This is a genomic window from Ruegeria sp. CDSC002 (assembly GCF_059610905.1).
This window is the reverse complement of record NZ_JBXWOM010000007.1, coordinates 284,426-311,183: the sequence shown is the minus strand read 5'-3', so window position 1 is coordinate 311,183 and position 26,758 is coordinate 284,426. Positions and strand designations below refer to the sequence as shown.

The window sequence follows — 26,758 nt, the reverse complement described above, 5'->3', positions numbered from 1 at the left end:
ACCGTTGCGCCAATAACATCAGCGCGCCCGCCTAAATCATTCCCTAAGATGCCCACCGTCTCTCCGATGCGTCCGGCTGTCTCTCCAACCCGTCCCACCGTCTCGCCAGTGTGTCCCAAGCGCCTCAGCAGCGCCGGTGAAGGGGGTTCTAAGTATAACCGCATAAGTCCGCAAGCAGAAAATGACCTTCTAGGCGAATTTTTTCCATTTTTCTACTTATTTGTTTTTTATCAATATCTTAAGTTGTATCATACACCCCTTCGAACGGCGATCTCATCAGTTGAAATACAAGTCGGACCTACACCTGCCTGCGCCTCCAGTAATCGTACCCCTATATATAGACAGGGCGCCCCATCACACCACAAGACTCAATCGAGTCGGAAGCGATTCAATGAGTCGGAACCGGCCTAAAAAACGGTGCTAGTACTCAATTCAGGTATGGAATCCGCGCGTGTCTACCTACGCCGGGCTTGCGCATTGGCCCGGGATGATGTGTGGTCGCCTCTGTAAGATGCCCGGGTTAGCCGTGAAATGACCACCGATACAGCCGACATGTTTCCACGCATAAATACCGTAGGCTATGACGGCCTTCTTATTTCCTTTGCCGATGCCATGGCCGAACCCTCGAACCGGGCGGCGCTGGCCTTTAGGGGCGCAATCGACGCGGCATCCTGGGACGGTGTTGTCGAAACCTCTGCATCCCTTGCATCGGCCTATCTGAGGTTCGATCCCGACAAACTGCCTCGCACTGAAATCCAGCGTAAAGTGCGACACCTACTTGCACAGCAAAATTGGTTTGAGGCACCACTGCCTGCCGGTCGCAGATTGTGGCGGGTCCCCACAGTTTATGGGGGCAAGCTTGCTCCGCAACTGGACGAGGCAGCGGCGGCGGCGGGGTTGGATTCCATGGAAGCCGTTCGGCGGCTGAGCGACACAAAGGTACGCGTATTGACCATCGGCTTTGCACCAGGGCAGCCGTATCTTGGTCCGCTTAGTCCTGAGTTCAATATTCCACGTCTGAAGGAACTGACTCCTATGGTCCCAGAGGGGGCCTTGGTAATGGCAATTTCCCAATTCGTACTGTTCTCGGGCCCCACTCCGACCGGTTGGCGGCACGTGGGCCAAACCGCATTTCGCTGCTTTCGCCCTGACGCACCGCAGAGCTTTGCGTTGAAGCCAGGGGATGAAATGCAGTTCCTGTCCGTTTCGCGCGACGAACTGGAAACCATCCGCGCCAACAACTCGGACGGCTCAGGCGGTGCCACCTGCGAGGAGATCGCGGGATGAGTCTGATTGTTCATCGCATTGGCCCGGCCTGCACCATACAAGACCAGGGTCGTGTCGGGTATCTGGATCAGGGGCTGTCCCGATCCGGCGCCGCCGATCAACTGGCCCTGCACGAGGGCGCAGCGTTGCTGCGTCAAAGCCCGGGACTTGCCGCTTTGGAAATGGCTGGAATGGGTGGCGAATTCGAGGCAACGCAATCTCTCGGCATCGCTCTGACAGGTGCTCCGATGCAGGCCAGCATTGATGGCGCACCTGTGGTCTGGAATGCGTCGCACCAGATGGAAGCCGGGCAGCGGCTGGTGATTGGTGCTGCGACGCGCGGGACCTATGGCTACCTGCATGTCAGCGGTGGGATCGCGTCCGAAGCTTTTCTGGGATCACGCTCAGCGCATTTGACCGCCAAGATCGGAAGTACCATTCAGACCGGAGATACATTGCCAGTCGCCGACGGATCAGGCGTGACGGGCATGAAACTCTACCCGGATGATCGCTTCTCGGGTGGCGTTCTACGCGTGATCGCCAGCTTTCAGACCCCCCTGTTTGATCAGGGAACGTTGGACCGCTTTGTGCAAACCGAGTTTCGGCGTGGCAGTCGGGCCAACCGAATGGGGATGCAGTTGGATAGCGAGGGCGAAGGTTTCGCGGCCCAGGGTCAGCTGAACATTCTGTCCGAGGTCATTACCCCCGGTGACATACAGATGACCGGAACAGGCAGCCCCTTTATCCTGTTGCCTGAATGTCAGACCACCGGAGGTTATCCCCGTATCGCGACGGTTCTGCCCTGTGACCTTCCGCGCGCGGCGCAAACCCCGGCGGGCGGGCAGATCAAGTTCGAATTCGTGTCACTGGACGAGGCCACAGCCCTGCAAACCGCCCACAAAGCCGAACTTGCCCGGCTACCTATGCGGGTCGAACCGCTGGTCCGCGATCCGCATGACATCCCGGACCTCTTGTCCTACCAATTGATCGGCGGAATGATCTCTGCCACCGACTAAGGAGTATCACCCATGCCAAGCGTCGATCTGAATGCCGATATGGGCGAAAGCTATGGCCCATGGAATATGGGCGATGATGAAAGTCTTCTGAAAATCATCACATCCGCCAATATCGCCTGCGGTTTTCACGCCGGTGACCCGGATGTGATGGCCAAGACGATGACCTTGGCCGCCGAAAGCGGCGTTGGGATCGGCGCGCATCCCGGCTTCCCCGATCTCCAAGGATTTGGCCGCCGCAACATGAAAGTGCCCCATGCCGGCCTGCGCAATTTGGTTCGGTATCAACTGGGGGCGGCAATCGGAATGGCCAAGGCCGTTGGCACCGAAGTGCGGCACCTGAAACTGCACGGGGCGCTGGCCAACATGTGCTCGGTCGATATCGACATGGCCCGAGCCTGTTATCAGGGCGCGCTGGATGTCGATCCGGACATCATCATCATGGTTTTGGCCGTTACCAAACAAGAAGAAGCCGTGCGCGAACTGGGGTGCAAGTGGGTCGGCGAGATCTTTGCGGACCGGGCCTATAACGGCGACGGAACTCTTGTCGACCGCGGCCTGCCCGGCGCGGTTATTCATGACCCCGAAATTGCCGGACCGCGCATCCTGAACATGGTGCGCGAAGGTGCCATCATCACCGAAAGCGGCCAGCGGCTAGAGACATCCATTGACACGATCTGCCTGCATGGCGACGGTCCAACCGCGGTACAAATCGCCCGTTCGGTTCGCACATCCCTGATCGACGGCGGGGTCGATGTGACAAAATTCATGCGGTAGAAAGAAGGGCGTAATCCTGACGATCTATCCTCTGACTGTTGCCTGTATGGGATACAGACCCTAGCATGCCCGACAAGTGCATGTTCTGAATACCACAATTCCAAGCAACGCCATGCCAAACCGGTATAGGCAAGGAGGTTGGCCAATGTCTTTTGATCTGATGAATTACGAACCGCGCGGCGACAAAAAGAACTCTGAGTTCTTCCACCAATATCTGCCGATGATCTACGAACGCCGCCAAAGCTCGGGCGTGGCTGATCAGGTCGGGGCGATGCAGGCGATCGTCATTCAGGTTGAACCGGACGCGATGTTCGACACGCTGATCGAGCTTTATGTCATGACACCCTACCGACATACGGCCAGCTATCTGGGTCAGACGCACAAATTTGCGGTCATGCACTCACACACCGATTATCCTGCGATTATCGTCATGGCGCCACTAAGCCCGACATTCGAAGACTTTATCCCGCGCATCAACCGTATGTACCCGTTAGCCCGCAACACCCCCCAGACCCGCTATGTCGGAGAGATTTATGGCGCCACGGACCTCAAGACCCTGACCAAAACGCTTGAAGATCAGAACATCAGGTTTGAGTACAAGGGAGACACCGAAAACCCGTTCTACACTTCGGACGGGTTCAGATTTACGTCGCCGTCCGATTTCACCTGTAACAGGGTTGGCTACTCATCCCTGGATTTCAACGACACCGACAGCCTCGGTTTGGGTGACCGGATATTGCTGAGCAATGACGAACAGGCGCGGCTGGATCAGGCGGCGGCATTCGGGGCCGACAGCAAAATCGCGCCTTTGATGCTGGGGGTCGACCACCTTGCAACACGCATTCTAGCCGGCGAGCGTGAGGACGCCATCCTCGAGTTTCTGACCATGGTGCCCTATTACTTTTGGGGCGCGTACAACATCTTTGAGATGAACTCGTCTACCAATGTGAACCGAAACGCGAATGTGGATGATGACAAGAAATCCCCCGCCAAGGTCTTCACCGCGAACAACACGCCCTCTTTCGTCAATTCCTTTGAACAGCTGCCGATGCCGACTGAGGATTTCGTGCGGAACTTTGGCCGTCGCCTGCACCACATGGCAATCGAGATCCAGGACGGCGACCACGGCGCGGGTGAAAAGAACGTCGATTTTGTGGTCAACACGCTCAAAGACGAGGGCGTACCGTTCCTGGCCCATGTGGTGGGCGAGTGTAAGGATGATCCGAACCTCAAGCAGATATTCTCAAAGCATTCGAAGTACACGCTGTTAATCACCGAGTATATCGAACGCTGTCACCACTATGACGGGTTCTTTACCAAGGATAACGTGGCCGCCCTGACCGCTGCGGCGGGTCAGGATGAACAATACACACACGGCCACGTCTTCGACTGACAAAAAATGGCTGCGAGTTTCCTCGCAGCCCAGATCCATTCAGGAGAGTATGTCGAGCCTTATGACGGCCCGATCATGAAACAAGTCACATTCCGGGCCTGCAACCGGCGGCAGGCCAGATCGGCCTGTTCGCGGGTCATGCCCTGAAATGTCGCGTCGAAGCCGCGCGAGCTTTGGTTCACCTTCCGCAGCGTGCCTTCCAGAGTGGTCATTTCCGAAAGGGCTGTTTTTAGCAAAATCTTTTCCGCCTCATATCGGGTGGTATAGCGGCCTACGTTCACACCCCATAGCCGTCCGCCCGATGTTGACAGTCGGGTCACGATCTCTTGCTCGGGTTCGGGCTGCACTGCCGGATCGGTCGAGGCCAGAACCAGGTCAGCCGGGCGCGCAGCGGGACGGGGTGCGTCACCATCACCAGAGGGCTGAATGTCAGCGGCCGCGATTGCTGCGGCGATACCATCCTTGATGCGCGTGCCATTTTTGGCAGCCGTCTCAGCCACGGCGCCAGCAACCTGAACTGCAGCACCCGGTCCAGGGCGCAGAACGGGGCGCAGACTGGATTTTGGCGCGATAGTCAGGGCCGCGACTGTCGCACCCAATCCTGCGTTTCCGGCATAGGTGGGGCGCGCCGGCTTGCGGATCGGGGCGCGCGAGGGGGCGCGGCGGAAGCCCATATCCAGCAATTCGGCCACTTTGGCGTTCCGCGATGCGCCGGATTTACCGCCAAAGACAGTTGCTATGATGCGTTCGTCCTTGCGCTTGGCCGATGCAACCAGGTTAAAGCCCGCAGCCCGCGTGTATCCGGTCTTGATCCCGTCCGCGCCTTTATAGGCCGCCAACAGGCGACGGTTCGTGTTTGGAACCGTCTTGATCCCCGCATGCGTGGATTGGCGTGAGAACAGGTTGTAATACTGCGGATAATCATAAAGCAGGTGGCGACCCAACGTGGTCATATCCCGCGCGGTCGACAAATGACCTGATTCCGTCAGGCCATGTGCGTTCTTGAACGTTGTGCGGCTCATACCCATGGCCTTGGCCGTGCGCGTCATGCGACGGGCGAATGCTGCTTCGGATCCACTGATCGCGATGCCAATCGCCGTGGCCGCATCATTGGCGGACTTCACGGCAGCCGCCCTGATCAGATATCGGAACGCAATGGTTTGCCCGGTGCGAAGGCCCAGTTTCGAGGGGGGTTCAGAAGAGGCCTTTTTTGTAATCCGAACGGGCGTGTCCAAGGTGATCTCACCATTCCGCACCGCCTCGAATGCAATGTAGAGTGTCATCATCTTGGTCAGAGAGGCCGGATGCAGTCGGGTGTCAGCATTGCGCGAATGCAGAACCTCGCCTGTCCGGGCGTCGATGACCATCGCCGCATATGGTGCCGCAAATCCCTGCAACGGCGCGAAGGAGAGCAGCCACAAGAATGCTATAAGAAATAAGCCCATCCGGGCCGGAACTGTCCGCCGAACCTGCACGATCTTTGCCTCTGTCTACCTCAGGCCGCCGGGTTTTCCCGGTCAGCGTTAATTATTTTTTATTGCCTACAAGGCTAACACAGAGACCCAATGAAATAAACCGAAAGCGTGCAAATTCGCTGTTTTGTTAAGCGTCCGAACCGGCACTACATGTAGACGCGGGCAGCCCGCAACCTACCACATCCACGCAAATTGAACCCCTTAACGTAATTCCCACCTCGTTTTTTGAAAACTGAGACCAATTGGCAACATCAACTTAGGCGCTGAACCAGATCAGCAAGTTCGCCCAAATCCCGCATCTCGCGATAGCGCGGATTGCCCGCAGGGGTTTCGGCCTTTTCGATCTCCCAAACCAACCCATGGGGCACATAGACGCCCCAACACCCGGCCTGAATTGGGGCGACGACATCGGACCGCATCGAATTGCCTACCATCATTGCAGATTCGGGTCCGTCACCATGCCGCGCAAAGATATCGCGGTAGGTTTGCGCTGACTTTTCGGACACGATTTCGACCTCGTCGAACAACTCTCCCAGACCGGATTGCGCCAGCTTTCTCTCTTGATCGATCAGGTCGCCCTTGGTGATTAGAATCACCCGATGCGTATCAGTCACCGCTTCGATGGCCTCGCGCGCGTGGGGCAAAAGCTCGATCGGGTGGGCTAACATGTCCTGCCCCGCTTCGACCAACTGGCGGATAACCGAGGCTGGAACACGGTCGTCGGTCACTTCGATTGCGGTTTCGATCATCGACAGGGTGAAGCCTTTGATTCCGTAGCCGTAGTGCCGGATATTACGTTTTTCCGCAGCAAGCAGCCGATCCAACAGGTGATCGCGATCAGCGTGATCGGCCAGCAATCCCGTGAAATGCGTCTGCGTCAGTTTAAAAAACCGCTCGTTGTGCCAAAGCGTGTCGTCGGCGTCGAACCCAATTGTGGTCAGCGCTTTTTCCATTTCGATTACGTCCTGCTGGCTCTTTTCTCTGGCCCCATGCACGTTATATAACCGATCAGACAAACCGAAGCCTGAATCGGACAAAGGCGCAATGACTGAACACAAATGGATGATGTCTGACCAACCGGACAACGACGATGATCCGTCGCTGTTGGTGCAGACGCGCCCTAAGACCAAGCGCCCGCCGTTGTACAAAGTACTGCTGCTGAACGACGACTACACGCCGATGGAATTCGTGGTGCATGTGCTGGAGCGTTTCTTTGGCATGACCCATGCCGAGGCGTTTGAAATCATGTTGATCGTCCACAAGAAAGGCGTCGCCGTGGTTGGCGTGTTCAGCCATGAGATCGCCGAAACCAAAGTGGGCCAGGTCATGGACTTTGCCCGCAGGCACCAGCACCCCCTGCAATGCACAATGGAACGGGAAGAGTAAGGCCACCTTAGCCTTCTCTCTCATATTTGCCGATGTCCCCTCGTCTTGATCTTGCCCTGCAAAGCGGCCTTGAGCTGTCGCAACCACTCAGCGTGCTTGGACCATCATCCGACAGCGATCTGTCGGCCCTGCCGCGTGAAACGCAGGTGGTGCAGCCATTCAAACCGTTTCACGACCACTTTGCCGGACAGGGCTTTGCCGCTGTGCCGGAAGCCCAAGACCCTTGTCAGGATGCCATCGTGATCCTGCCCCGCGCCAAGGCGCTGGCGCGCAGCATGGTGCATCAGGCCTGTCAGCGGGCCAGCGGACTGATTGTCATAGACGGTGCCAAAACCGACGGCGTCGATAGCCTGCTGAAAGACATCCGCAAACGCGTTGACGTCGAAGGGCCCATCGCCAAGGCGCATGGCAAGATTTTCTGGTTCCAATCCGCACCCGAGGCTTTTGCCGACTGGGCCGCCCCGAACAATCAGACAGTCGATGGCTTTCAGACCGCGCCCGGTGTGTTCTCGGCTGATGGGATTGACCCTGCCTCGGCCCTGCTGCTGGGCGCATTACCCGAAAAGCTGGGTGCAAGGATCGCTGATTTGGGCGCTGGCTGGGGGTATCTCGCAGCCGGTGTGCTAAAGGCCGCCAATCCGCGCGCGTTACATCTTGTCGAGGCTGACCAGATCGCCCTTACCTGCGCACGCGTCAATTTGGCCAAGACCTGCGCGCAGTTCCACTGGGCCGACGCCGTCGCGTGGAACGCGCCAGAACCGTTGGACACGGTGATCATGAACCCTCCGTTCCACACATCGCGCGCCGCCGACCCTGAGCTGGGTCAGGGCTTTATCAAATCCGCAGCTCGAAACCTGACCCGGAGCGGCAATCTGTGGATGGTCGCAAATCGCCACCTGCCCTACGAGGTCACGCTGGCCGAGAATTTCGTACAGGTTCAAGAGGTGTCCGGCGACAATCGGTTCAAGGTGTTTCACGCCTCTCGCCCTCGACGGTGATCCCGGTTAACCTCTGCCGCAAATCAGGAGACAACGCATGTCCTTTTCCATAGCCGGCAAGACCGCCATTGTCACAGGCAGCGCCAATGGTGTCGGACTGGCCATCGGGCGCCACTTTGCGGATGCCGGGGCCAATGTCATGTTCGCCGACATGGACGAAAAACGGCTGTCCGACGAGCTTGGCGAACAGGCCGATGACAGCAACATCCGGTTTTTTGCTGGCGACCTGCGGGAAAAGCTGACCATCGCGAACCTGCTGTCTGCCACGCTTGATGCGTTTGATCAGGTGGACATCCTGATCAATGGCGCGCGCCAGGTGATCCCGTCCGATCCACTGGACGCGGACGACGATTCCGTACGCATGCTGCTCAATCAGAACCTGATGCCCTCGCTGCGCCTAAGCCAGGCGGTCGCCAAACGCATGATAAAACAAGCAGGTGACACTGACGAAGGCCCCGCCGGGTCGATCATCAACCTGTCTTCAATCGCGGCGCGACGCACCCACCCTGATCTGATGGCCTATTCCGTATCCACCGCCGCACTGGATCAGATGACACGTTCGCTGGCCGTTGCACTGGCCCCGAAACGAATCCGCGTCAATTCCATCGCGCTGGGATCGGTCATGAGCGCCTCGCTGCAGTCCACGCTCAAGGAAAACCGGGACTTTCGCAACGATATCGAGAGACATACGCCCTTGGCCCGGATCGCAGCCCCGAACGAACTGACCGAAACGGCACAGTTCCTGGCCTCGGATGCAGCCGGCTTTATCACCGGACAAATTCTGACAATTGATGGCGGCCGCACCTTGCTGGACCCCGTCGCAGCTCCGGCTCATTAATCCCTATGTTCGATACCGAAAAATCAACCGCCGCCGCGTGGTTCCGCCAATTGCGCGATGAGATTGTCGCCGCGTTTGAGGCACTTGAAGACACCCACAGCTCTGGCCCTTTTGCAGACGCAGCACCTGGCCGGTTCGAGGTCAAGGAAACCAAACGCCAATCCGAAGACGGCAGCGATGCGGGCGGCGGGTTGATGTCCGTGATGCGTGGCGGGCGGGTCTTTGAAAAGGTCGGCGTCAATGTTTCGACCGTATACGGCACTTTGGGTGCGCGAGCGCAACAGGCCATGGCGGCGCGTAAGGGGATTCCGGGGATGGCCGAAGATCCGCGTTTCTGGGCGTCGGGAATTTCTCTGGTCGCGCATATGCAAAACCCGCATGTACCGGCCGTTCATATGAACACCCGCATGTTCTGGACCCCGCACGCATGGTGGTTCGGCGGCGGTTCGGACCTGAATCCCTGCATCGAATACGATGAGGACACAGCGCATTTTCATGCCACCCAAAAGGCGCATCTGGATCCACATGGTCCCGGCCATTACCCTCGCCTGAAAGACTGGGCTGATGAGTATTTCTATATCCCTCACCGCAAGCGCGCCCGAGGCGTAGGCGGGATATTCATGGATGACTATTGTACCGGAGACTGGGCCGCAAATTTCGCGCTGACCCAGGATATCGGTCGCGCGTTCCTGCCTGCTTTCCTGCCATTGGTGGAAAAGCGCCGAGTCCAGGGTTTTGACGAAGCGGCCAAAGACACGCAACTGGTGCATCGGGGCCTTTATGCCGAATACAACCTCGTCTACGACCGGGGCACAAAATTCGGGCTGGAAACCGGCCATGACCCGGATGCGGTGTTGATGAGCCTTCCTCCAATGGCAAAATGGGCCTGATAGATTAGCGGAACCCAAAATCCAGGAAGTTGTCAAAGCAATAGCCCTGCGCGGACCCCGCCGACATGTTCTCACCCACACGTTTTACGGTAATCGAATATCCCGGCGTGGTATCGACACCATCGGGTGGGGTGAGTGAAAACTGCACCGTGCGCACGCCTTTTTCGTAGGCCCGAACTATATAGATACGCTGGGTTGCTTTTGTTCTCAGGCTGCGAATAGCAAAGTCGCCTATCCCGCACCAATACGCGACCGGGGCCGAAGACCCACTGACGGCGACCTCGTAAACACCGTTGTTCATAGGAGTGACTGTGGTTTTAAAACCCGGGTAAGCGCCGATTCCGATCCCAATTCCCTGTGCAAATAAAGGCGACACCGCAAATGTTGCCAGGGCCGCTATTTTCAAAACTCGCATAATGGCAATTCCTGTTTCGAAACACTTATTCAAGATCATACCGGACACGTGGTCCGAGTAAAGCGGCACCATTTTCGGGAATTCGGCCGACAGGACCCCGACACAGCACATACAGGCAAATCAGTATCATTTTTGATTATAAGCAATTAGGATCAAGGCATATATTGGCTGGGGTTTGTTTTGAGCAAAGCGTTTCCAAATGACTGGTTTGATATCCCGTCCGAAAAATACGCGGATTTCGGCGCCATGTTCTATCTTGCATCGCTGACCAATACACACAGGCCGCGCACCCTCGGGCAGGTGCTCTATGCTTTTGAAACGCCTTTTCGGCTGAACCAGTACCACATTTTCCGGCAGAACGGTTTCCCACGCGGGTTTGTGACCTTCGCCGGCCTCAGCCCCGAAGCCGAGCGTCGGTACGCCATTCAGGAAAAACCGCTGAAAGATACGGACTTTGCCAGCGGCACGTCCTTCTGGATCGTCGACCTTGTGGCCCCGTTTGGACAGACCAACCAGATCGTCGAAATACTGAAAAAAGAAATCCCCCACCCTCGGGTTCGAACCAATCGGATGGACAGCGACCTGACCCGAAATCGCATCGTGGAGTGGACCCGCGACGACGCGGGGGACGTACACATGAAGCTTTACCGGAAGAAAGAGTTCCGCGAGGTCCTGAAAATGGAGGGGTCTTGAAATGGTATCGATAGTAGGGACAACAACTGGCTTTGTAACCGGAGATCCCCCTAATCAGGCCAGTGGCGATCTTGGCTTGACCGGCTTTCCTCGGACGCAATCCTGGTCGATCTCTGATCAGCCATCACTGGGCGTGGCCTCCATTAACCCAAATACCGGCGAATGGACCTACACGGTCAATCAAAGCGATTTTGACGATATCCCGTTCGGGACGACGGTCACTGATACCTTCACGGTACAGGTCACCGGATTGGACTTTTTATTCCAACCATATGACCTGACCCAAGAGATCACCATCATCCTTGAAGGCGTGTGCTTTACTGCAGGCACCTTGATCCTGGCTGAAAAAGGCAATCAAAAGATAGAAACCCTGAGCGTTGGCGACAATGTGATGACCGTAGATCGCGGGCTGCAACCGATCCGGTGGGTGGAAAGCAGCGCCTTATCGCCGGACCGATTGCGAGACAATCCGGCCATGCGCCCGGTTCGGATCAAAGCTGGCAGCCTTGGCGCAGGACGGCCCGAACGCGATCTGCTGGTATCACAGCAACACCGCATTCTGGTCAGCGGACCAAAGGTCGAGCTTTTGTTCGGCGCGCCCGACGCGCTGGTTGCGGCCAAGCACCTTTGTTCCTGGCCAGGTATCGCGATTGACACCTCGGATGACCCGGTCGAGTATTTTCACATCCTGCTGGATAGCCACGAAATACTGACAGCCGAGGGCGCACTGGCTGAAAGCCTCTATCTCGGCGAAGAATCCCTGTACACTCTGTCCTCGGACGCATTGCAGGAGCTCGCCGCCATTTTCCCGGACACAGCCATGCCGAATGGGCTAGGATTCGGCCGAGCAGCCCGCCTGATCCTGCGAGAATTCGAAGCCCGCGCGCTGGCTTAGACCCCGCGCAAGTGCCCACCCACGTCTTGCGGTGCCAGTGCGACCGTTTTGATGACCGCAAAACAGGGTTTGCCCGGTTCCAATCCCAACGCTTCGACGGAACGGCGAGTAACCCGGGCCAAAACAGAACCCGCGGGTGTTCTTACGGACACAATAGCACCCGGCCCTTCGCCCGCGCGGATCGTGTCGACCGTACCTTCCAGAACATTTAAAGCCGAAAGACCCTCGGGGCGTTTGCTGGACAGAATAACCTCTTGCGCGGGAATGCGGATTCGCAGTTCTTCCGCAATTTGCAGGGGTACCCGGGGCAGAAACAAAGACGACCCGCCTGCGTCCAACTCAGTCAGCCCGTCCGAATGATGTTTGACGACCCGAACCTGCAACACTGCACCGACAGCCCGCACACCAGCCGGTGCGACTGACGGATCGGCTAATACTTCGGAGGCAGGGCCATGCCGCAGGACCTTGCCCTCTTGCAACGCGACAACCGACGTCGCCAAACGCGCAACTTCCGCGGCCGAGTGTGTGACGTACAAAATTGGTACTGAAACCTCATCCCGCAGCCGTTCAAAATAAGGCAATATCTCAGCCTTTCGCGCGTCGTCCAATGCGGCCAGAGGCTCATCCGCAAGGATCAACCGTGGACTGGCCAGAAGAGCGCGGCCAATGGCAACGCGCTGCTTTTCCCCGCCGGACAACCCCGAGGGGCGCCGGTTCAACAGGTGCCCGATCCCCAGCATTTCGATCACTTTATCCGGGCTTTCGCGGCGCGCACCCTTGGGCGCGAACCATTTTCCGTAGAACAGGTTCTGGCGCACAGTGAGATGTGGAAAAAGACGACCTTCCTGAAAGATGTAACCCAGCCGTCTTTTGTGCGGTGGCAACCAGAGGCCTTGCGCGGTGTCAAACAGCTCCCACCCGTCTACAGCAACCCGACCGGCCATGGGTTTCACCAAACCGGCGACGGCATTTACAATGGTTGTCTTTCCAGATCCGGACCGCCCAAACAGAACCGTCACACCGGGTGGGGCATCAAAACTCAGATCCAGCTTGAGGTCAGGCAAATCGTGCTGCAAACGAACGGACAGGCTCATGATCCGGCCACCCGCGCTGCAACGCATCGCCCAATGAACTCGGACAACAACAGCGCGCTCATAGCAACCACGATCGAGATGACCACTAAACGGGTGGCCGCGGCTTCGCCGCCCGGAACTTGCAGGAAGGCATAGACCGCTGACGGCAGGGTTTGCGTCTGACCCGGGATATTCGACACAAAAGTAATCGTTGCCCCGAATTCTCCCATCGCTTTGGCAAAGGCCAGTATTGCCCCGGCGATGACGCCGGGCAGGATCATCGGAAGGGTCACCGTGGCAAACACAAACAGGCGTGATGCACCCAGTGTGGCTCCGGCCTGTTCCAGTTTGGGATCCACAGCTTCGATCGACAGGCGTATGGCCCGCACCATCAGCGGAAATGCCATGATACCCGCGGCAAGGACGGCGCCAGTCCAACGAAACGCCACGACAATTCCGATCTCTGCCAGCAACTTGCCCAGCGGCCCCTGAATTCCAAATGTCAGAAGAAGCAGATAGCCGGTCACCACCGGCGGCAGGATCAACGGCAGATGCACCAGCCCATTCAAGACCTGCCGACCCGGAAACCGCCAACGTGCCAGCGCGTAGGCAACGAATATGCCCAACGGCAATGTCACCAGTGTTGCCCAAAACGACACACGTAGCGACAACTTCAGCGCCTCAAGCTCTGCAGGTCCCAACCACCCCATACCGCTATCCGTTCGGCAGGGTGAAACCCTGCTTTTCAAAAACAGCCCGCGCGGCCTGAGATTGCAGGTGATTCAGAAACACCCGCGCGGATTCAGCACCGGCAGCCGTCAGAGCCGCCGGGTAGATGATGGGCGGATGCAGGTCGGGCGAAAATTCGGCGATGACACGAACCCGTCCCTCGACCTGCGCGTCGGATCGGTAGACGATCCCCATTGGGGCAGCACCTGTGGCAACAAGTGCAAGGGCTGCACGCACGCTATCCGTCTGGGCGATCTGACCCTGAATGCCCTGCCACAGCCCCAAGCTTTCCAACGCCGCCTTTCCGTAGATCCCAGCCGGCACGGCATCAACCAGCGCCATGGCCAGATATCCACCGTCCAGTGCGGAGCCCAAAGCGACCCCGGGCCGCATTTCGCCAATGTCAGCCCCTTCGCTCCCAGCGACCAGAACCAGGCCATTGCCCAGCAAATCTACACGAGTTGTGGGGTCAATTAGGCCCTGATCTTGCAGCACATTCATCCAATCAACGTTGGCGGAAATGAACAGGTCTGCCGGGGCACCCAACTGAATCTGGCGCGCCAGAACGGACGAGGCCGCGTAAGATACAGTTATGCCCTGCCCAGTTTCCTGCTCAAATTCAGATGCCACCTCATCAAGCGCAGTCTTGAGGCTGGCCGCAGCAAACACCAAAGTCCCCTCTGCCCCCGCGCGAAGCGGGGCCAGCGTCAAAGCGCCCAGAACCAGGGCCGCAATCAGAACTCGGCGCGCGTGGGACAGGATCGGTTTTCTCCCGCCTGGAAAGTTGCAGTTCCTTTGGGGATATCTGAGGCGGCAGGTGACACGCAAGCGCCTTTGCAATCACCCACGACGTAGAACGCAAAACGATAAGCCCCTCACAATCGAAAAGACCCCGCAACACGAGGCACGGCGAATTTCCTGCCCGATTGAATTGTCAGTGGCCAACAAATCAGATTCTGGGAAAGAAATTCTGCCAGACCCTCTTGCACCCGGGCGCAGGCTTAGCTAAATGCACCGTCACGGGTGATTAGCTCAGTTGGTAGAGCGCTTCGTTTACACCGAAGATGTCGGGAGTTCGAGTCTCTCATCACCCACCATCCTTTCCCCACAATGTGTCAAGCTCTTAAGCGACTAGCACCTATTGTTGTGCCGTCCGTGGAACTGTGTTTGCTGCGCATCGTCTTTGCATTCTGGTAGGTAGTTTGCTCTGTATTTCTCTATTAGCTCGAGTTTATTGTCCCCCAGCTTTAGACAACATAGCCTTCGCATAATCACGTTTTGCTGTTGCGCTGTCCTCGAAGCGAGCATGCACGACGCAATAGAATAGAGTACTGTCATCTAGACCGTTGCGAGGTGTAAACCAATCAAAGGGGTCGGTGGGCTCTATCGATGCAATCTGATTGGTTGGTGTAGCAACAGGTGCGACATTGGCTTCACTATTTGTGATATCATTGAGCAGCGTTGGACGGGCCGTGCCGGTATCCGGTGTGAGAATACCCATGATCTGCTCGCGACCAGCCGGAACGAAACGCCCGCTCTCCTCGACTGGAAACCGGACCGGCTGTCCGGCATAAACATCTCGCTGCACTTCACTGTTCTTAACAACAAGGGATCCGTTAACGAGCACATACGGAATGCCATCTGAGGGAAGACCTTGCTGACCGAGAGTATAGTTCGCCTTTTCGGTCACAGTCTCCGGATCAAAAATCGTGATGTCCGCGACCATGCCTTCTTGCATTCGCCCACGCACCTGCATCGCTCGCAAACCTGTGTCACCCAATCGCTTCGCATGGATGTAACTTAGCTGAGTGAGTGTGAGCATAAGCGGCACATTCGCTTCGCGCGCCAGTCTCAAGACAAGCGCGTGGCTGCCTGCTGACCGAGGATGCCCAGCATAGTCTTCGTAGGGGGCATCCCAACTCATCAAATTGCCCTCGATGTCTAGCCCGGCCATACCGTCGCCCGAGATGCCATAGCCTGCGATGGTGATCCAATCATTCAGCCATTGCTCCCTTGGCGGGCTAAAAACAATTGCCGTCCGTCCCGGTTCATTCTCAGCGAAGCTCAAAAACTCGTCTTTTGTCACGAAGCGATCGAGCTGGGGGTCAAAGATGGTGTCTTCGTATTTGTACCCCATCGAACCTTCCCAGTTTTCAGGGGCGATGATCGAGGCTCCGTAGTTTCCCGATCCGGCAGTCCAAGGATAATAGCTGGACCAGACGTTGTAGCCTTGGTCGCGGGCCATCTGGAGCTTTTCCTGATTTTCCCACCAGCCATAGTCATTGTCATGGTGTATGTGGAGCGGAGCGCTAAGCGCCATCGCATTTACTAAGATTTCATTTACACCCGTCTGTGTTTCTGTCGGTGTAGAAGCACTGGGATGAAATCGGTGGTGGACGGAAGTCAGTCTACCGTAACGTGCCGCAGCCCGCTGCGCTTCGAACATCTCATAGGTGGTAATACCTTCGCGGGCGTAGCCGATGGTCGATCCCACACCGAGTGCTCCAAGACGTAGTCCCTCATCCAACTGGGCAGTGATTTCGTTCATCTGCTCGCGGTTGCTTGGAACAGAAGACCACCCCTCGACGCCATCTTCCACGGATTGTGCCCGCAGTGCGAAGAAGTTCCGGAAGTCTATATCCCCACCTTCAAGCACGAGGCCGTCATGAACCCGCATCCGTGCGAATTCTTGCCCAACGACCGTGCCATAGTTTGCCTGTGTTGCGCCTTCGCGCGCACTATACCATTCGTCGATGTTCGCTGCCCCAACCTCAAAATCCATTTGAGTCGTAACGCCATCACGAAGGTTTACCTTGATACCCCAAGGGTCCAGCCCGTGCTGCTCGAGATCGATAAACCCGGGGGCAACAACGTGCCCTGTTGCGTCGATGGACTCGCTACCATTAATTTCTTCGTCAGTAATTGCAGTGATCCAGCCGTTGCTTATTCCCACGTTAGCGATCTGATCGAACCCGGTTTCCGGGTCCATTACCCGACCGTTGAGAATGACAACGTCGTAAGTCTGCGCGAAACACAAAGTCGAACACACAGACAACGTGCATGCCAGAAACAAGGTACGCATGGATAGATCCTCTCTTTTGTCGACAAAACTGAGTGTTTTGTTGTTTTTGGCGTCTGCTTTCGACTCACACTAGAAAACGATCCGGGTTCTTAGGCCGAACAGCGTAATACGGTCCTGAGTGGGGTCCTGCAGCGGGTCAGAAATGAACTGCAGTGACGGCGTGATCTGCAGTCCGGGCGAGATTGAAAAACGGTAGAATGCTTCGAGCGTGAATTGGTCACCGTCTATACCTCTTGCCTCGGCCCAGTTCAGGCCCAGCCCGGCCAGATCAGTATTGCGACCGTAATATCCCAAACCTGCAGAGATGGACCGATCGTAAAGCGCCGCTGTTCCTTTTGAGGCCCCTGCCCGAAAGAATGGCATCCATTTATTGCCAACAAACCATGCCGCTGAAAATGCAGCCCCATAGTCTTCAGGGCGGCTGCCATCGTGGGCCGCATCCGCATGCCAGAGGGTCAGATGGATATTGTCGAAATAGATGCGGTCAAACCCGGAGGTGTAGCCGAGTTCGAGCGATTTAAAGAGATTGCCGTCGCTAAACACATCAAAGTTTGGATCAGACGGGTCGGCGTTTGCGTCTGAGACGCTCGCAACAGCGTAGAAGTTTTCGCTCAGCTTTACCCCACCGGCAATGCCAAGACCTTGGTTGGGCGTGTTAATTGTCGGATTGGTATTAAAAGACAGGTTTTGGAAACCACTGTAAGGGCTGACCAACCCATAGATATCCACAAAGTCTGTTACATCAATCTGCCCGACTTGCAGCGTCCACGCGCCGTTCTCGGCCCTTTGGGTCCAGAACAGGTTGGTCAGCAGTAAACCATTATCGTTGAAGGCCGTCCCTGTGATCGAAAGGGCTCCACCATCTAGCCCAAGGAATTGCGGGGCAACATTGGTATAACTGTGCCGGTCTTCGATCTTGAATGTCAGAGACCCCCGTTCAGTCGCCTGCCAACTGCCATAGAACCGCGCAATTCCACTGGAAGCTTCGCCCTCCCCCAGATTCGCGTTCGAGGTTTGGCCCAACGCCAAATAGTCCACGTTGAACCGAAACCCTCCCTCAGCCAGTCGGTCTTTCCACTGAAACCAACCCGGAGCGATATTGCGTGGAAAATCGGAACGGTATTGCGGATCGGTTAGCCCATCTCCGGGCTTTAGATCAGCTTCAACCGAAGATGGCCCGGATAGTCCCTGAGCCGACGCTGCGCCAGCAAAGACAATACTCAGTGCGACAACGAGAAATCTTATCATTCAGACGCCTTTGCCCCGCCGGTCTTGCGATGGCCCGCCGCTCGGATGCGATCAGCAGCACGTTGCTTCCATTCCAGCCCGTCTGCTTCAGTTTCCAGAGTTTCGACACGTTCCGTCTCTAACTGGAAAGTCGCTTTCATAGGCACGAGGCCGCCCACAACCATCATATTCTGAACAGAAGGATCGATAGTCAGCGTGCCCGTCAGCCGAACGGGTTCGTGGTAATAGCTGGGCGCCCAGTCGCCATTCAGCCGCACACGTATCATCTGGTTGGGCGGAGGTGGCGGCATGTGACTGCACATCCCTCTTTCTGGCACCAAGTATGCGACAGGCCGTCCGTCCGGATCACTCGGAGCAGGAATGGCAAAGCCCGCGAGTGTGATTGTTTGACCGTCGAATTTTGGATTTCCGTTTGTTCCTGCCTTTCTTCGCCGTTCTTTCACAATCTCTCTTTGATCGAGCAACCAATCGACATCAACGTCAACTCCCGCCAAGGCATCCTCGGTTTCGGTCAGAAGCTCCTGCCATTTCAGTCTTTCTTCCGCGCTGCCAGCGTCTTGCTGCAGTCTGCCACGCATCCGCACAACGAAAAGGACGTCGTCGAACTGTTCGGGGCTGAGGTCCCGATAGGGATCTTCATATACCTGCACAGATGGGTCTGGAAGATCGACCCAGTCCAGCGCCGTTCTTGGCGTTGCCATGGCGGAATGACCGTAACAGACCAAACCCGCGAGCAAGATGGAGCGAAACCAAAAGAACATGAATACTCTCCGGTCGAGTTTTGGGGTTATTTCAGTGTATTTTTGTATATCACACCGTCCTTCATGATCAGCCGGATCGTATCAGGGCTTTCAGGCCTCGGGTCGGCGCCAAACCACTGATCACCAGTTCCCACAACTGAGAAGTCTTCTAGTGGGTTACCGTCGATCAGCAGGATGTCCGCATAGGCTCCTTCCTCAATCACACCCAGATTGCCCTCGGGATAGGGGTTCATGAATGGTCCGGACAAAGCGGCGATTTCACCGCCAGTAGATGTCATTGCGACCAACGAGGCGTGAGAGCCAAAGAACTCATTATTGAGATGTTTTTCATAGGCAATTTGAATATTGCAGGCGGCTACAGAACCTACGCAATCCGTGTGAAACCCTCTTTTAGCTGGGCACTCATTCATGTTTTTTATGTAGTCGCCAAAAGCCTGCGTAGCTGACTGTGCCTTTCGTAAGCTGGCTGGGACATCTCGAATGGCAGGAATATCGAAGAGATTTGGATCAAATGCGGTGAGATTGGTCGTGATGTAGGCTCCTTTCTCTTCCATCAGCGCTGATATTTCACAATCAAACATGAACCCGTGTTCAATTGATCGCACACCAGCATTCAGTGCCGCCATGATCGTTTCCTTGCGGTAGGAATGGGCCATGACGTAGCTTTCGTATTCGTTGGCAACCTGCACGGCCGCTTCTAACTCTGCCGTCGATCCTGCCAATAACTGCCACGGGTCAAACACTGAAACTACACCGCCTGATTGCATGTACTTCAGTTGTGTTGCTCCCATCCGGAAGTTGTTACGAGCAAACTTGTACATGTCAGAGACGCTGTCGACTTCTTGGGCCATATTCAGACGGCTGAAGTTCGAAGACTGGCCAACAGGCGCCGTAAAGTTGGCGAAATCAGCATGGCCACCACGCGTACTTAGAAAAGCAGCCGCAGGGTAGAAACGCGGCCCGGCAATGGTCCCGGTGTCGATTGCGCGGCGAAGACCTCCATTAGCGCCACCTGCATCTCTTACGGTGGTAAAGCCTTGCATTAAGTACATCTCAGCCATTTGAGTGCCGTGAATCGCGAGGTCTTCCCAAGTGCTGTTGGCTTCCATTGCGGGCAACGTGGGTCCTGGCAGCATCAGGTGTGCGTGATTTTCGATGAAGCCGGGGGTCAGTGTCCTCCCTTCTCCGTCAATGACCGTAGCGTCGGGGGCATCGATTGCGTCGGTTGATACGGCCTTAATCAGATTGCCCTCGACCAATACGCTGGCATTCTCGATACGCTGTTCATTCACGCCATCGAAGATGTGCACGTTGGTAAACAACGTTTGGGGTTCTTCTTGATCCTGAGCCTGCGCGGACGCTGAAAAAGCAAGACCTGCAGCGACAATTACCGTCGAGCAAAGCGACATTCGTAGACCGGACATAAGTACTCCCTTCATATTCATGTTTTGCCAACTGTAGTCCGGAAAACTTTGCCTCGGTTGCCACTTTTGAATTGGCGTGTTCGAATGTGATCGTAAAAATGGCCACTGAATAAATCGACCAATCATCACAAGGGTGACGAGCTTGCCTTTCAACTCCACCTCTCAAGAGCATAGCGAGGGCTTTATTCGCCTCTCCTTAGCCGCTCCGTTTTTGCAATACCTCACCGATCGCAAGATCAATCCGCAACCAGCATTGGACCAGGTCGGATTGAAAGCCGAACTGTTGTCTGACCCATCCGTGTTCGTTCACTCAGAGCTAGTCTACGGTTTGGTGAATGCCTTCTCAGAAGTATCAGGAGATCGATACCTAGGACTGAATGTAGGTGAGGTGTTTGACCTACAAGGATGGCCGCCCTTCGCTCAAGCCTTGCAATCTACAAAAACGCTATACGAGTTTTTTACCCGCTTTGTTGGGCTCGTACCGCAGGAGTCCAATTCTGTGCGGCACAGCCTTGTGATTGAAGCAGACAAGGCGACTTATCGTATCGAGAGGCAACAGGAACCAACTGTCCCGCCCATTCAGGTGACCGGTTTTGGTGCCGCAATCTATGTACGCCTATTGCAGACCGTCGTCGGAGATTCCTGGGATTCTTCTCGCGTGCGATGGGAAAGCAGATACATCAATGGGCTGCCTATCGACTATAAAGGGATCGAGGTTGGCCTTGGGACTGATCCCGGAATGCAAATTAGTTTTCCTGTGGGATGGTTGTTTTTGCACCATGTCTCTGAGGGCTCTGCCAAGTCCATAGCTTCACCTCAACAAGAGGAAGAAGTAACCGTGGTGGCAGCTTTGCGCTCTGTCTTACGCGACAAACTAGATGAAACCAACTTGGGGCCAGAGATGGTGGCTGGAATGCTGGGAATACGCCCGGAACGGTTTCTGAAAGCGCTTCAGCAACAAGGCACAACTCTACCCCGTGAAATCAAACGGCTGCGTGTCGATGTCGCCAAAGAGCACCTCAAAGAAGACCAGATGACAATTGCGGAGATTGGTTTGATGCTCGGCTATTCCGACAAGTCCCATTTCACTCGCTTTTTCCGAGGTCAAACCGGAATGACACCGACCAATTTCCGCCTCGGCGTATAGTTACGTTGCGAATACTTGGACTGCTTCTCCACTACACACCAAGTGCGGGCCGACAAGGATTTGCAACACACTTTTTGGAGCCACTATCTAAGGATCACAGAGGGACAATTGACCCATTGCCCCTGCGGCGGTGCATGCAGCGCTTCGCTTACACCGAAGATGTCGGGAGTTCGAGTCTCTCATCACCCACCATCAAACAGCCCTTGTTTTACTGGCGTCCTTTAAAATAAAGACATGACGCTGCCGTGTGGAGTACATCGCGGGAGTACATCGTGGGTCGTTTCTTAATGCCAAATCCAACTCTGATCAAAGGCTCGTATTACTGCCGAGTCGCGGTCCCTGCCGATCTCAAGGGCAAGGCCAAGGGAACGTACGTGACAGCGACGATCAATGGCCAGATCATAAATCGTAAAGTCGGGACACACGCGAAGCTACCTCTCGGAACATCAAACCTGAAGGAAGCACGGCAGAGGTTCCCTGCCGCCTTAGCTGGCGTAGAAGCCCACTGGGAGAGCTTGAGACAAGGTCCAGTGGAACTCAACCACAAACAAGCCTTGGCCTTAGCAGGCGAAGTCAGAGCCGATTTCGTTCGAATACCGGATGGAAATCCCGGCGACAGTGAGATGTGGGCGGACGTACTGAAGCTGAACGAACTGGCTCGTACGGGGCGGACTAACGAATTACAGGTCGATGACCCCTCCAAAGAACACGAGCGGATGGAACAGAGGTTTGGCGGTCTTGCGGATGCTATTCTCAACCGCCATCAGTTGCGTATAACAGCAGCTTCGCGAACCAAGCTGATAGGACATCTGCACAATTCTATGAATGAGGCGGCGAAGATCAACGAAGCTAAAGCGCTCGGCGATTACTCCGACAGCGGCGATTCAAACAAATACCCAGCCTTCGAGATCGCAGCTCCAACAGAACTTGTTAGCCGCGCCCGACTGACCTTTGCTGAAGTGATCGACAAAGAGGTACAACGACGGGCTTCTGGGCGTGGTGGAGCGCCGCTGCGTGAACGGTCAGAAAAGAAGTACAGGCAAGCTGTAGCTGAGTTCGATGCAGCCAGAGGCAATGACGACGTTCTGTCTATCGACGCCAAGCAAGCGGACCAATGGCTGACCGACATGCTTGAGGCTGGAAAGCTCAAGATCAAAACAGTTCGCGACCGCTTCAAGAACGTGAAAACAGTTATCGAATGGGCGCGAGAGCAAGGGCTGGGCGAGGTGTTTCCCGGCAAGAACCCGTTGGACGTGGTTAAGCCACCGAAAGCAGAGGCAACAGATAGCGCAGCGCGTACCATCCGCTTGGACGAGGCAAAAATCATCCTCAAGGCCGCACGTAACGAAAGCAAGCCGGAGCGCCGTTGGTTGCCTTGGATGTGTGCATATTCTGGGGCGCGTATCGGAGAGGTGGCACAGCTTGGGCCGGACGACTTTTTCTGCGTCGGCGATGACTGGTTCTACAGGCTCACCTCAGAGGACGACAAGTTGATCAAGGGCGGATACAGTATCAGACGTGTCCCGGTACACCCCGCACTAATTGACGAAGGATTGATTGGATTTGTCGAAGACGGACGTCGACGCGGGATCAGACGCTTGTTCCCGAATAGATCGCAGGGGAACATCCGTGACTGGGTCAGAAATGATCTCGGTTTGACGCGGCGCGAATTGGCACCGAACCACGGCTGGAGACACCTGTTCGAAGACGTGGCATTGATCGCGCATATGACAGACGCCGCTAAGCTGTACATAACAGGTCGGTCACGCGGGTCTTCGGCTGAGGGATACGGCAAAAGCGATGCGATGCTTCCCGGTTTGGCAGCTCAGATGCGGATGGTAAAACCATATAAGGTCGACTGATGCGGTGCGAAAAAACTATAGCTGTTCTTTGCGGGAACACTGTGTTTGGGCAAGCTGCAGGCTGAAAATCAAGAAGTAAAAAATATCATTATTAACAAAGACTTATAATTAAGTTCCACCATTGTAAAATGCCCCCGCTATACTATAGCTATGCTAAGCCTTTGTATGTAGCTTTCTGTTGCTACATCCTCCCCCCGGTATAATCCTATAGCCATATCACTATAGCTACACCCTGTTGGGATTCTCAGTCCCAGTGCGTGGGTCAAAGCACACACTCTACAGCCCTCCAGCGACAGTTCGTTGGAGGTTTTTTTGTTCGGGAGAAGTCTTGTAGTTATGGGATAGCTGCAACTCGATAAACCACGCCGAAATCCAATGTTTAAACGTACGGGTACATACACGACGCAAATATCTGAGCGCCCATGAATATACTGCCGGAAGAGTTTTCTCCCCCTTTGTCGTCGTTGTGACCATTGCCAGTCGGGCATGGAATTGGGAGATGTGTTCTTTAAAGGAGAGTTTCTGCATGAAAGACATCGAGAGGAAATTGTTGGACTTCGCAGCTCGGCGCGACTGGAAAAAGTACCACACACCGAAAGACCTCGCCATCTCTGTTGCAATAGAGGCAGGAGAGTTGTTGGAGATATTTCAATGGAGAAACCAAAAAGAGCCTGTTTCAGAGCAGGAAAGAGAGGCGATTGCCTCTGAGGCTGCAGACATCGCGCAGTATTTGGTTTTGCTGTGCGCTGCTGTGGACGTCGACCTCGAGGAAGCAATAAAATCGAAAATCGCAGTCAATGAGCAGCGCTATCCAGAGGAGACTTCGCGGGGAATCGCGAAACCTAAAGATCAGAGTAAGGCGCACAAATGACACCGGACGATTTCATTGTCTTTGATAAGTATCGGGATGCGCCCGGAAATGCCTTCGGTAGTCGACAGAACCCGACATCATTCGTGAGTGAGGCAGACAAGCAACGCTACACTCGTATCCACGATGCTCTAAAAGCAATTGTGACAAGTTCGATGGAGAAGTCCGTTTACGCGCCTCAGCTTCAGCTGAAGCCAATGAATTACTCTCCAAAGTATGGAGCCAGAGGGCATCGGCCCGTTGATGTTTGGATGTCAGTATGTGGATCGGATTCTGGCGCGTTCGGGAAGATGCCACAAATATATGTGATAGCGTCGGAGCGGGGCGTTGAAATTGGATTTGCTGTAGCTATCGACGAAGCAGATTACCACGACCCCAGCGTGAAAGCACGCAATCGGGAAATAGTACCTCGTATTTACGCCAAACTCCCACCAAGAGACAGCGAATTAGCGAGCGCAATCGCTCTACAAATCGAGCAGTCTGGAAATTGGCACTTCAATAGAAAAGCGAGACTTAGTCGTGGAGATCGTGGTTTCGATGAGTGGGATTCACTTTCTTCAATGCTTGGTCAACTTCAGCAAAATGGACGCGCGGAGGGTGGAGGTTCTATCGTTCAGAACTTCCCCATAGAGGTCGTCGACGAGAGACTGATCAGTTCTGCCTTCGAAGATGCCCTCGAGTTGTTTTGTCCACTTTTGATGGAGTGCCAGCCGAATAGCATCGAGCGAGTTTCAGTTGCCGCTGAGACTGCTGTTGACCATGAGGCTTCATTGGTCGCATTTGACCCAAGTCACCTCAAGGACGGACGCACCCAGGTACTTCGTAGTATCGCCGCTCGACGAGGCCAAAAGAGCTTTCGAGATAGATTGTTGGCAGCTTATGACTACAAATGCGCAATCAGTCGCACGGATGTTGTAGCTGTCTTAGAAGCGGCGCACATAGTTCCGTATCGAGGGGAAGAAACTAACCATATAACCAACGGCTTGCTCCTTCGGACTGATCTTCACACTTTGTTTGACCTAAGCCTTATTAATATTGATCCAGATAGCTACCGAGTTCATGTGTCAGCGGCGCTATTGGCATCTCCATACAAGGCTTACCATGGCGCTAAGATAATTCTGCCCAAAAGCCAGCAACAATGGCCTTCAAAAAAAGCGCTCCAGTTCAGGGTTCAGGAGATGTCGCAGTCTCTCTAAACAGGTAATAGGGTCAGAGCCGATCCCGATAGACTTCTTTAAATGGGCTAAAAACAAGATCGGCTGAATGACTGAAGCGCGATCCCACCTGAATTGGAAAGGCAGTGGGTCGGATCGACTGACCTAACACTTGTTTCCGCAAGGGTATACCTCCGCGTACATCTGTGGAGCTGGAACAAAGACTGTCCGCAAGGGTTGACTTGTTTCTACGTACACTCATATCAACGTACATCACCCAAACGGACACGAGGAAGACATGAGCAAGACCATCCTGTACGCACGAGTTTCAACCGTTGACCAGACACTTGACCATCAGCGAGCGCAAGCTGAGGCTGCTGGGTTTGTGATCGACGAGGTTGTATCAGACCACGGGGTATCGGGTGTCAGCACCACCCTGCAGGAAAGACCCGAAGGGAAGCGGCTGTACGATAAACTGCGCCACGGTGACACGCTAGTGGTCCGCTGGGTTGATCGCTTGGGCCGCAACTACCAAGACGTAACAGACACGATAAGGCACTTCATGAGACAAGGTGTTGTCGTGCGGACGGTGATAAACAACCTCACCTTCGACGGTGCCACCGCAGACCCCATGCAGGAAGCCGTTAGAGACGCATTGATTGCCTTTATGGCCGCCACAGCACAAGCACAGTCTGAAGCCACGAAGGAGGCCCAGAAGGCTGGTATAGAGGCCGCCCGGCGGAACGAATCCAAATATCGTGGGAAAAAACCTAGCTATAACCGGGAAACGCTAACAGACGTCGTTGACATGCTGTCAAGAGGTTGGGGTGCTTCAGAGATCGCCAAAGCCACTGCGCTAACCCGTCAGACAATCCTAAGAATAAGGAAAGACCCTGCAGCAGCAGAGGCGACATTAGCTAGATGGGGTCTTTGAACTTTTTTGTCTTCTAAATTGATCTCTTCGTCAGGCCTATGACAGCCAAGACGGCTTATTTTTTCAAAAAAACGGAGTAACGTGATGTCAGATTTCTTTATTGCGATGGGCGGTGTGATTGTCGGAGGAATGGTGACCACCGCTAGCCATTTAGTCATTCACCATTTCCAGACTGCGCCAAAGCGCGATCTGGACCAAAAGCGCAAGAAGCTCCTTAAGGAACTATTGCGAGATCCGGGTCCAGATGGGTGGCGGAAAATGGAAACGATGTCCAATGTTATTGGTGCTAATCGAGAAGAGACAGCCAGACTACTGATCGAAATGGACGCCCGTGCTTCGGAAAGTAGCGAAGACGTATGGGCGCTTCTATCCGACAAGCCATTACCTTAGACTAGCCGCCCAAGGGAACGCTCTAGAGCTACTTTAGCGGAATTACT

General features: G+C 55.2%; 26 protein-coding genes and 1 tRNA gene. 17 read left to right on the top strand and 10 right to left on the bottom strand.

Features of this window, described 5'->3' with window-relative positions:
* Window positions 1-531: 531 nt before the first annotated feature.
* From AC2FJE_RS15470 to AC2FJE_RS15455, 4 genes are all read left to right on the top strand, one after another.
* The gene (locus tag AC2FJE_RS15470; RefSeq protein ID WP_496761124.1) at window positions 532-1,287 is read left to right on the top strand and encodes a 5-oxoprolinase subunit B family protein; all 756 of its coding nucleotides are present in this window, start codon (window positions 532-534) and stop codon (window positions 1,285-1,287) included.
* Window positions 1,284-2,282 (top strand): 5-oxoprolinase subunit C family protein, encoded by a 999-nt coding sequence (locus AC2FJE_RS15465; protein ID WP_496761123.1) that lies wholly within the window; start codon window positions 1,284-1,286, stop codon window positions 2,280-2,282. The genes AC2FJE_RS15470 and AC2FJE_RS15465 overlap by 4 nt, the downstream gene beginning before the upstream one ends.
* A gap of 12 nt (window positions 2,283-2,294) precedes the next feature.
* Entirely contained in the window at window positions 2,295-3,056 is a 762-nt protein-coding gene (locus AC2FJE_RS15460) for a LamB/YcsF family protein (RefSeq protein ID WP_496761122.1), read from the top strand.
* A gap of 145 nt (window positions 3,057-3,201) precedes the next feature.
* Window positions 3,202-4,449 (top strand): hypothetical protein, encoded by a 1,248-nt coding sequence (locus tag AC2FJE_RS15455; protein ID WP_496761121.1) that lies wholly within the window; start codon window positions 3,202-3,204, stop codon window positions 4,447-4,449.
* Window positions 4,450-4,508: 59 nt separating this feature from the next.
* On the opposite strand, the gene AC2FJE_RS15450 is transcribed toward AC2FJE_RS15455, so the two are convergent.
* Window positions 4,509-5,894, bottom strand: coding sequence for a D-alanyl-D-alanine carboxypeptidase family protein (locus AC2FJE_RS15450; protein ID WP_058271959.1), 1,386 nt, complete (start codon window positions 5,892-5,894; stop codon window positions 4,509-4,511).
* A 281-nt stretch (window positions 5,895-6,175) separates the two neighbouring features.
* Window positions 6,176-6,877 carry an HAD family hydrolase gene (locus tag AC2FJE_RS15445; protein WP_496761120.1) on the bottom strand — a complete coding sequence of 234 codons (702 nt, stop codon included), beginning with the start codon at window positions 6,875-6,877 and terminating at the stop codon, window positions 6,176-6,178.
* A gap of 91 nt (window positions 6,878-6,968) precedes the next feature.
* On the opposite strand from AC2FJE_RS15445, the gene clpS reads away from it, so the two are divergent.
* From clpS to hemF, 4 genes are read left to right on the top strand one after another with little or no spacing between them, the layout of a single operon-like run.
* On the top strand, window positions 6,969-7,310 hold the full coding sequence (gene clpS, locus AC2FJE_RS15440) for an ATP-dependent Clp protease adapter ClpS (protein ID WP_058271961.1): 342 nt from the start codon (window positions 6,969-6,971) through the stop codon (window positions 7,308-7,310).
* A gap of 32 nt (window positions 7,311-7,342) precedes the next feature.
* Window positions 7,343-8,308 (top strand): class I SAM-dependent methyltransferase, encoded by a 966-nt coding sequence (locus AC2FJE_RS15435; protein ID WP_496756200.1) that lies wholly within the window; start codon window positions 7,343-7,345, stop codon window positions 8,306-8,308.
* 37 nt (window positions 8,309-8,345) lie between these two features.
* On the top strand, window positions 8,346-9,146 hold the full coding sequence (locus tag AC2FJE_RS15430; protein ID WP_058271963.1) for an SDR family NAD(P)-dependent oxidoreductase: 801 nt from the start codon (window positions 8,346-8,348) through the stop codon (window positions 9,144-9,146).
* Window positions 9,147-9,151: 5 nt separating this feature from the next.
* The gene (gene hemF / locus AC2FJE_RS15425; protein ID WP_496761119.1) at window positions 9,152-10,036 is read left to right on the top strand and encodes an oxygen-dependent coproporphyrinogen oxidase; all 885 of its coding nucleotides are present in this window, start codon (window positions 9,152-9,154) and stop codon (window positions 10,034-10,036) included.
* 4 nt (window positions 10,037-10,040) lie between these two features.
* Here hemF and AC2FJE_RS15420 read toward each other — a convergent pair whose 3' ends face one another.
* Window positions 10,041-10,451, bottom strand: a complete 411-nt coding sequence (locus AC2FJE_RS15420; RefSeq protein ID WP_058272063.1) for a hypothetical protein — start codon at window positions 10,449-10,451, stop codon at window positions 10,041-10,043.
* A gap of 180 nt (window positions 10,452-10,631) precedes the next feature.
* On the opposite strand from AC2FJE_RS15420, the gene AC2FJE_RS15415 reads away from it, so the two are divergent.
* Window positions 10,632-11,144 carry a toxin-activating lysine-acyltransferase gene (locus tag AC2FJE_RS15415; RefSeq protein ID WP_058278492.1) on the top strand — a complete coding sequence of 171 codons (513 nt, stop codon included), beginning with the start codon at window positions 10,632-10,634 and terminating at the stop codon, window positions 11,142-11,144.
* Between the two features lies 1 nt (window position 11,145).
* Complete coding sequence (locus tag AC2FJE_RS15410; RefSeq protein ID WP_472722945.1) at window positions 11,146-12,039, top strand: Hint domain-containing protein; 894 nt, start codon at window positions 11,146-11,148, stop codon at window positions 12,037-12,039.
* Here AC2FJE_RS15410 and modC read toward each other — a convergent pair.
* Genes modC through modA form a run of 3 tightly spaced genes read right to left on the bottom strand, consistent with a single transcriptional unit; the run spans window position 12,036 to window position 14,600 of the window.
* Window positions 12,036-13,133 carry a molybdenum ABC transporter ATP-binding protein gene (gene modC, locus AC2FJE_RS15405; protein WP_496756207.1) on the bottom strand — a complete coding sequence of 366 codons (1,098 nt, stop codon included), beginning with the start codon at window positions 13,131-13,133 and terminating at the stop codon, window positions 12,036-12,038. The genes AC2FJE_RS15410 and modC overlap by 4 nt on opposite strands.
* On the bottom strand, window positions 13,130-13,822 hold the full coding sequence (modB, locus tag AC2FJE_RS15400; RefSeq protein ID WP_496756209.1) for a molybdate ABC transporter permease subunit: 693 nt from the start codon (window positions 13,820-13,822) through the stop codon (window positions 13,130-13,132). Before modB ends, modC begins: the two co-directional genes overlap by 4 nt.
* 4 nt (window positions 13,823-13,826) lie before the next feature.
* Entirely contained in the window at window positions 13,827-14,600 is a 774-nt protein-coding gene (gene modA, locus AC2FJE_RS15395; RefSeq protein ID WP_432653452.1) for a molybdate ABC transporter substrate-binding protein, read from the bottom strand.
* Between the two features lie 262 nt (window positions 14,601-14,862).
* Here modA and AC2FJE_RS15390 point away from each other — a divergent pair.
* Window positions 14,863-14,938: transfer RNA gene (locus AC2FJE_RS15390), tRNA-Val, on the top strand.
* A 134-nt stretch (window positions 14,939-15,072) separates the two neighbouring features.
* Here the strand turns inward: AC2FJE_RS15390 and AC2FJE_RS15385 are convergent.
* The 4 genes from AC2FJE_RS15385 to AC2FJE_RS15370 form a co-directional block, all read right to left on the bottom strand.
* On the bottom strand, window positions 15,073-16,923 hold the full coding sequence (locus tag AC2FJE_RS15385; protein WP_496756211.1) for an amidohydrolase family protein: 1,851 nt from the start codon (window positions 16,921-16,923) through the stop codon (window positions 15,073-15,075).
* A gap of 69 nt (window positions 16,924-16,992) precedes the next feature.
* Window positions 16,993-18,171: a carbohydrate porin gene (locus tag AC2FJE_RS15380; RefSeq protein WP_496756213.1), complete on the bottom strand. Its 1,179-nt coding sequence runs from the start codon at window positions 18,169-18,171 to the stop codon at window positions 16,993-16,995.
* The gene (locus tag AC2FJE_RS15375) at window positions 18,168-18,872 is read right to left on the bottom strand and encodes a DUF3299 domain-containing protein (protein ID WP_496756215.1); all 705 of its coding nucleotides are present in this window, start codon (window positions 18,870-18,872) and stop codon (window positions 18,168-18,170) included. The genes AC2FJE_RS15380 and AC2FJE_RS15375 overlap by 4 nt, the downstream gene beginning before the upstream one ends.
* Window positions 18,873-18,958: 86 nt before the next feature.
* Window positions 18,959-20,509 carry a metal-dependent hydrolase family protein gene (locus tag AC2FJE_RS15370; RefSeq protein ID WP_496756220.1) on the bottom strand — a complete coding sequence of 517 codons (1,551 nt, stop codon included), beginning with the start codon at window positions 20,507-20,509 and terminating at the stop codon, window positions 18,959-18,961.
* On the opposite strand from AC2FJE_RS15370, the gene AC2FJE_RS15365 reads away from it, so the two are divergent.
* The 6 genes from AC2FJE_RS15365 to AC2FJE_RS15340 all read left to right on the top strand — a co-directional run bounded on the left by AC2FJE_RS15365 (window position 20,499) and on the right by AC2FJE_RS15340 (window position 26,711).
* A complete protein-coding gene (locus AC2FJE_RS15365; RefSeq protein ID WP_496756222.1) occupies window positions 20,499-21,503 on the top strand; it encodes an AraC family transcriptional regulator in 1,005 nt (334 codons plus the stop codon). The two genes, AC2FJE_RS15370 and AC2FJE_RS15365, sit on opposite strands and share 11 nt — an antisense overlap.
* A gap of 272 nt (window positions 21,504-21,775) precedes the next feature.
* The gene (locus AC2FJE_RS15360) at window positions 21,776-23,365 is read left to right on the top strand and encodes a hypothetical protein (protein WP_496761118.1); all 1,590 of its coding nucleotides are present in this window, start codon (window positions 21,776-21,778) and stop codon (window positions 23,363-23,365) included.
* A gap of 526 nt (window positions 23,366-23,891) precedes the next feature.
* The gene (locus AC2FJE_RS15355) at window positions 23,892-24,236 is read left to right on the top strand and encodes a nucleotide pyrophosphohydrolase (RefSeq protein ID WP_496761117.1); all 345 of its coding nucleotides are present in this window, start codon (window positions 23,892-23,894) and stop codon (window positions 24,234-24,236) included.
* Window positions 24,233-25,429, top strand: a complete 1,197-nt coding sequence (locus tag AC2FJE_RS15350; protein WP_496761116.1) for an HNH endonuclease — start codon at window positions 24,233-24,235, stop codon at window positions 25,427-25,429. Before AC2FJE_RS15355 ends, AC2FJE_RS15350 begins: the two co-directional genes overlap by 4 nt.
* A 256-nt stretch (window positions 25,430-25,685) precedes the next feature.
* Window positions 25,686-26,321, top strand: a complete 636-nt coding sequence (locus AC2FJE_RS15345; RefSeq protein ID WP_496761115.1) for a recombinase family protein — start codon at window positions 25,686-25,688, stop codon at window positions 26,319-26,321.
* Between the two features lie 84 nt (window positions 26,322-26,405).
* Window positions 26,406-26,711, top strand: coding sequence for a hypothetical protein (locus tag AC2FJE_RS15340; RefSeq protein ID WP_496761114.1), 306 nt, complete (start codon window positions 26,406-26,408; stop codon window positions 26,709-26,711).
* Window positions 26,712-26,758: the final 47 nt, after the last annotated feature.

Bases quoted from the DNA above. Each gene is read 5' to 3' on its own strand.
- AC2FJE_RS15470 (WP_496761124.1), top strand. From the start codon at position 532: ATGACCACCGATACAGCCGACATGTTTCCACGCATAAATACCGTAGGC.
- AC2FJE_RS15465 (WP_496761123.1), top strand. From the start codon at position 1,284: ATGAGTCTGATTGTTCATCGCATTGGCCCGGCCTGCACCATACAAGAC.
- AC2FJE_RS15460 (WP_496761122.1), top strand. From the start codon at position 2,295: ATGCCAAGCGTCGATCTGAATGCCGATATGGGCGAAAGCTATGGCCCA.
- AC2FJE_RS15455 (WP_496761121.1), top strand. From the start codon at position 3,202: ATGTCTTTTGATCTGATGAATTACGAACCGCGCGGCGACAAAAAGAAC.
- AC2FJE_RS15450 (WP_058271959.1), bottom strand. From the start codon at position 5,894: ATGGGCTTATTTCTTATAGCATTCTTGTGGCTGCTCTCCTTCGCGCCG.
- AC2FJE_RS15445 (WP_496761120.1), bottom strand. From the start codon at position 6,877: ATGGAAAAAGCGCTGACCACAATTGGGTTCGACGCCGACGACACGCTT.
- clpS (WP_058271961.1), top strand. From the start codon at position 6,969: ATGACTGAACACAAATGGATGATGTCTGACCAACCGGACAACGACGAT.
- AC2FJE_RS15435 (WP_496756200.1), top strand. From the start codon at position 7,343: ATGTCCCCTCGTCTTGATCTTGCCCTGCAAAGCGGCCTTGAGCTGTCG.
- AC2FJE_RS15430 (WP_058271963.1), top strand. From the start codon at position 8,346: ATGTCCTTTTCCATAGCCGGCAAGACCGCCATTGTCACAGGCAGCGCC.
- hemF (WP_496761119.1), top strand. From the start codon at position 9,152: ATGTTCGATACCGAAAAATCAACCGCCGCCGCGTGGTTCCGCCAATTG.
- AC2FJE_RS15420 (WP_058272063.1), bottom strand. From the start codon at position 10,451: ATGCGAGTTTTGAAAATAGCGGCCCTGGCAACATTTGCGGTGTCGCCT.
- AC2FJE_RS15410 (WP_472722945.1), top strand. From the start codon at position 11,146: ATGGTATCGATAGTAGGGACAACAACTGGCTTTGTAACCGGAGATCCC.
- modC (WP_496756207.1), bottom strand. From the start codon at position 13,133: ATGAGCCTGTCCGTTCGTTTGCAGCACGATTTGCCTGACCTCAAGCTG.
- modB (WP_496756209.1), bottom strand. From the start codon at position 13,822: ATGGGGTGGTTGGGACCTGCAGAGCTTGAGGCGCTGAAGTTGTCGCTA.
- AC2FJE_RS15385 (WP_496756211.1), bottom strand. From the start codon at position 16,923: ATGCGTACCTTGTTTCTGGCATGCACGTTGTCTGTGTGTTCGACTTTG.
- AC2FJE_RS15380 (WP_496756213.1), bottom strand. From the start codon at position 18,171: ATGATAAGATTTCTCGTTGTCGCACTGAGTATTGTCTTTGCTGGCGCA.
- AC2FJE_RS15375 (WP_496756215.1), bottom strand. From the start codon at position 18,872: ATGGCAACGCCAAGAACGGCGCTGGACTGGGTCGATCTTCCAGACCCA.
- AC2FJE_RS15355 (WP_496761117.1), top strand. From the start codon at position 23,892: ATGAAAGACATCGAGAGGAAATTGTTGGACTTCGCAGCTCGGCGCGAC.
- AC2FJE_RS15350 (WP_496761116.1), top strand. From the start codon at position 24,233: ATGACACCGGACGATTTCATTGTCTTTGATAAGTATCGGGATGCGCCC.
- AC2FJE_RS15345 (WP_496761115.1), top strand. From the start codon at position 25,686: ATGAGCAAGACCATCCTGTACGCACGAGTTTCAACCGTTGACCAGACA.
- AC2FJE_RS15340 (WP_496761114.1), top strand. From the start codon at position 26,406: ATGTCAGATTTCTTTATTGCGATGGGCGGTGTGATTGTCGGAGGAATG.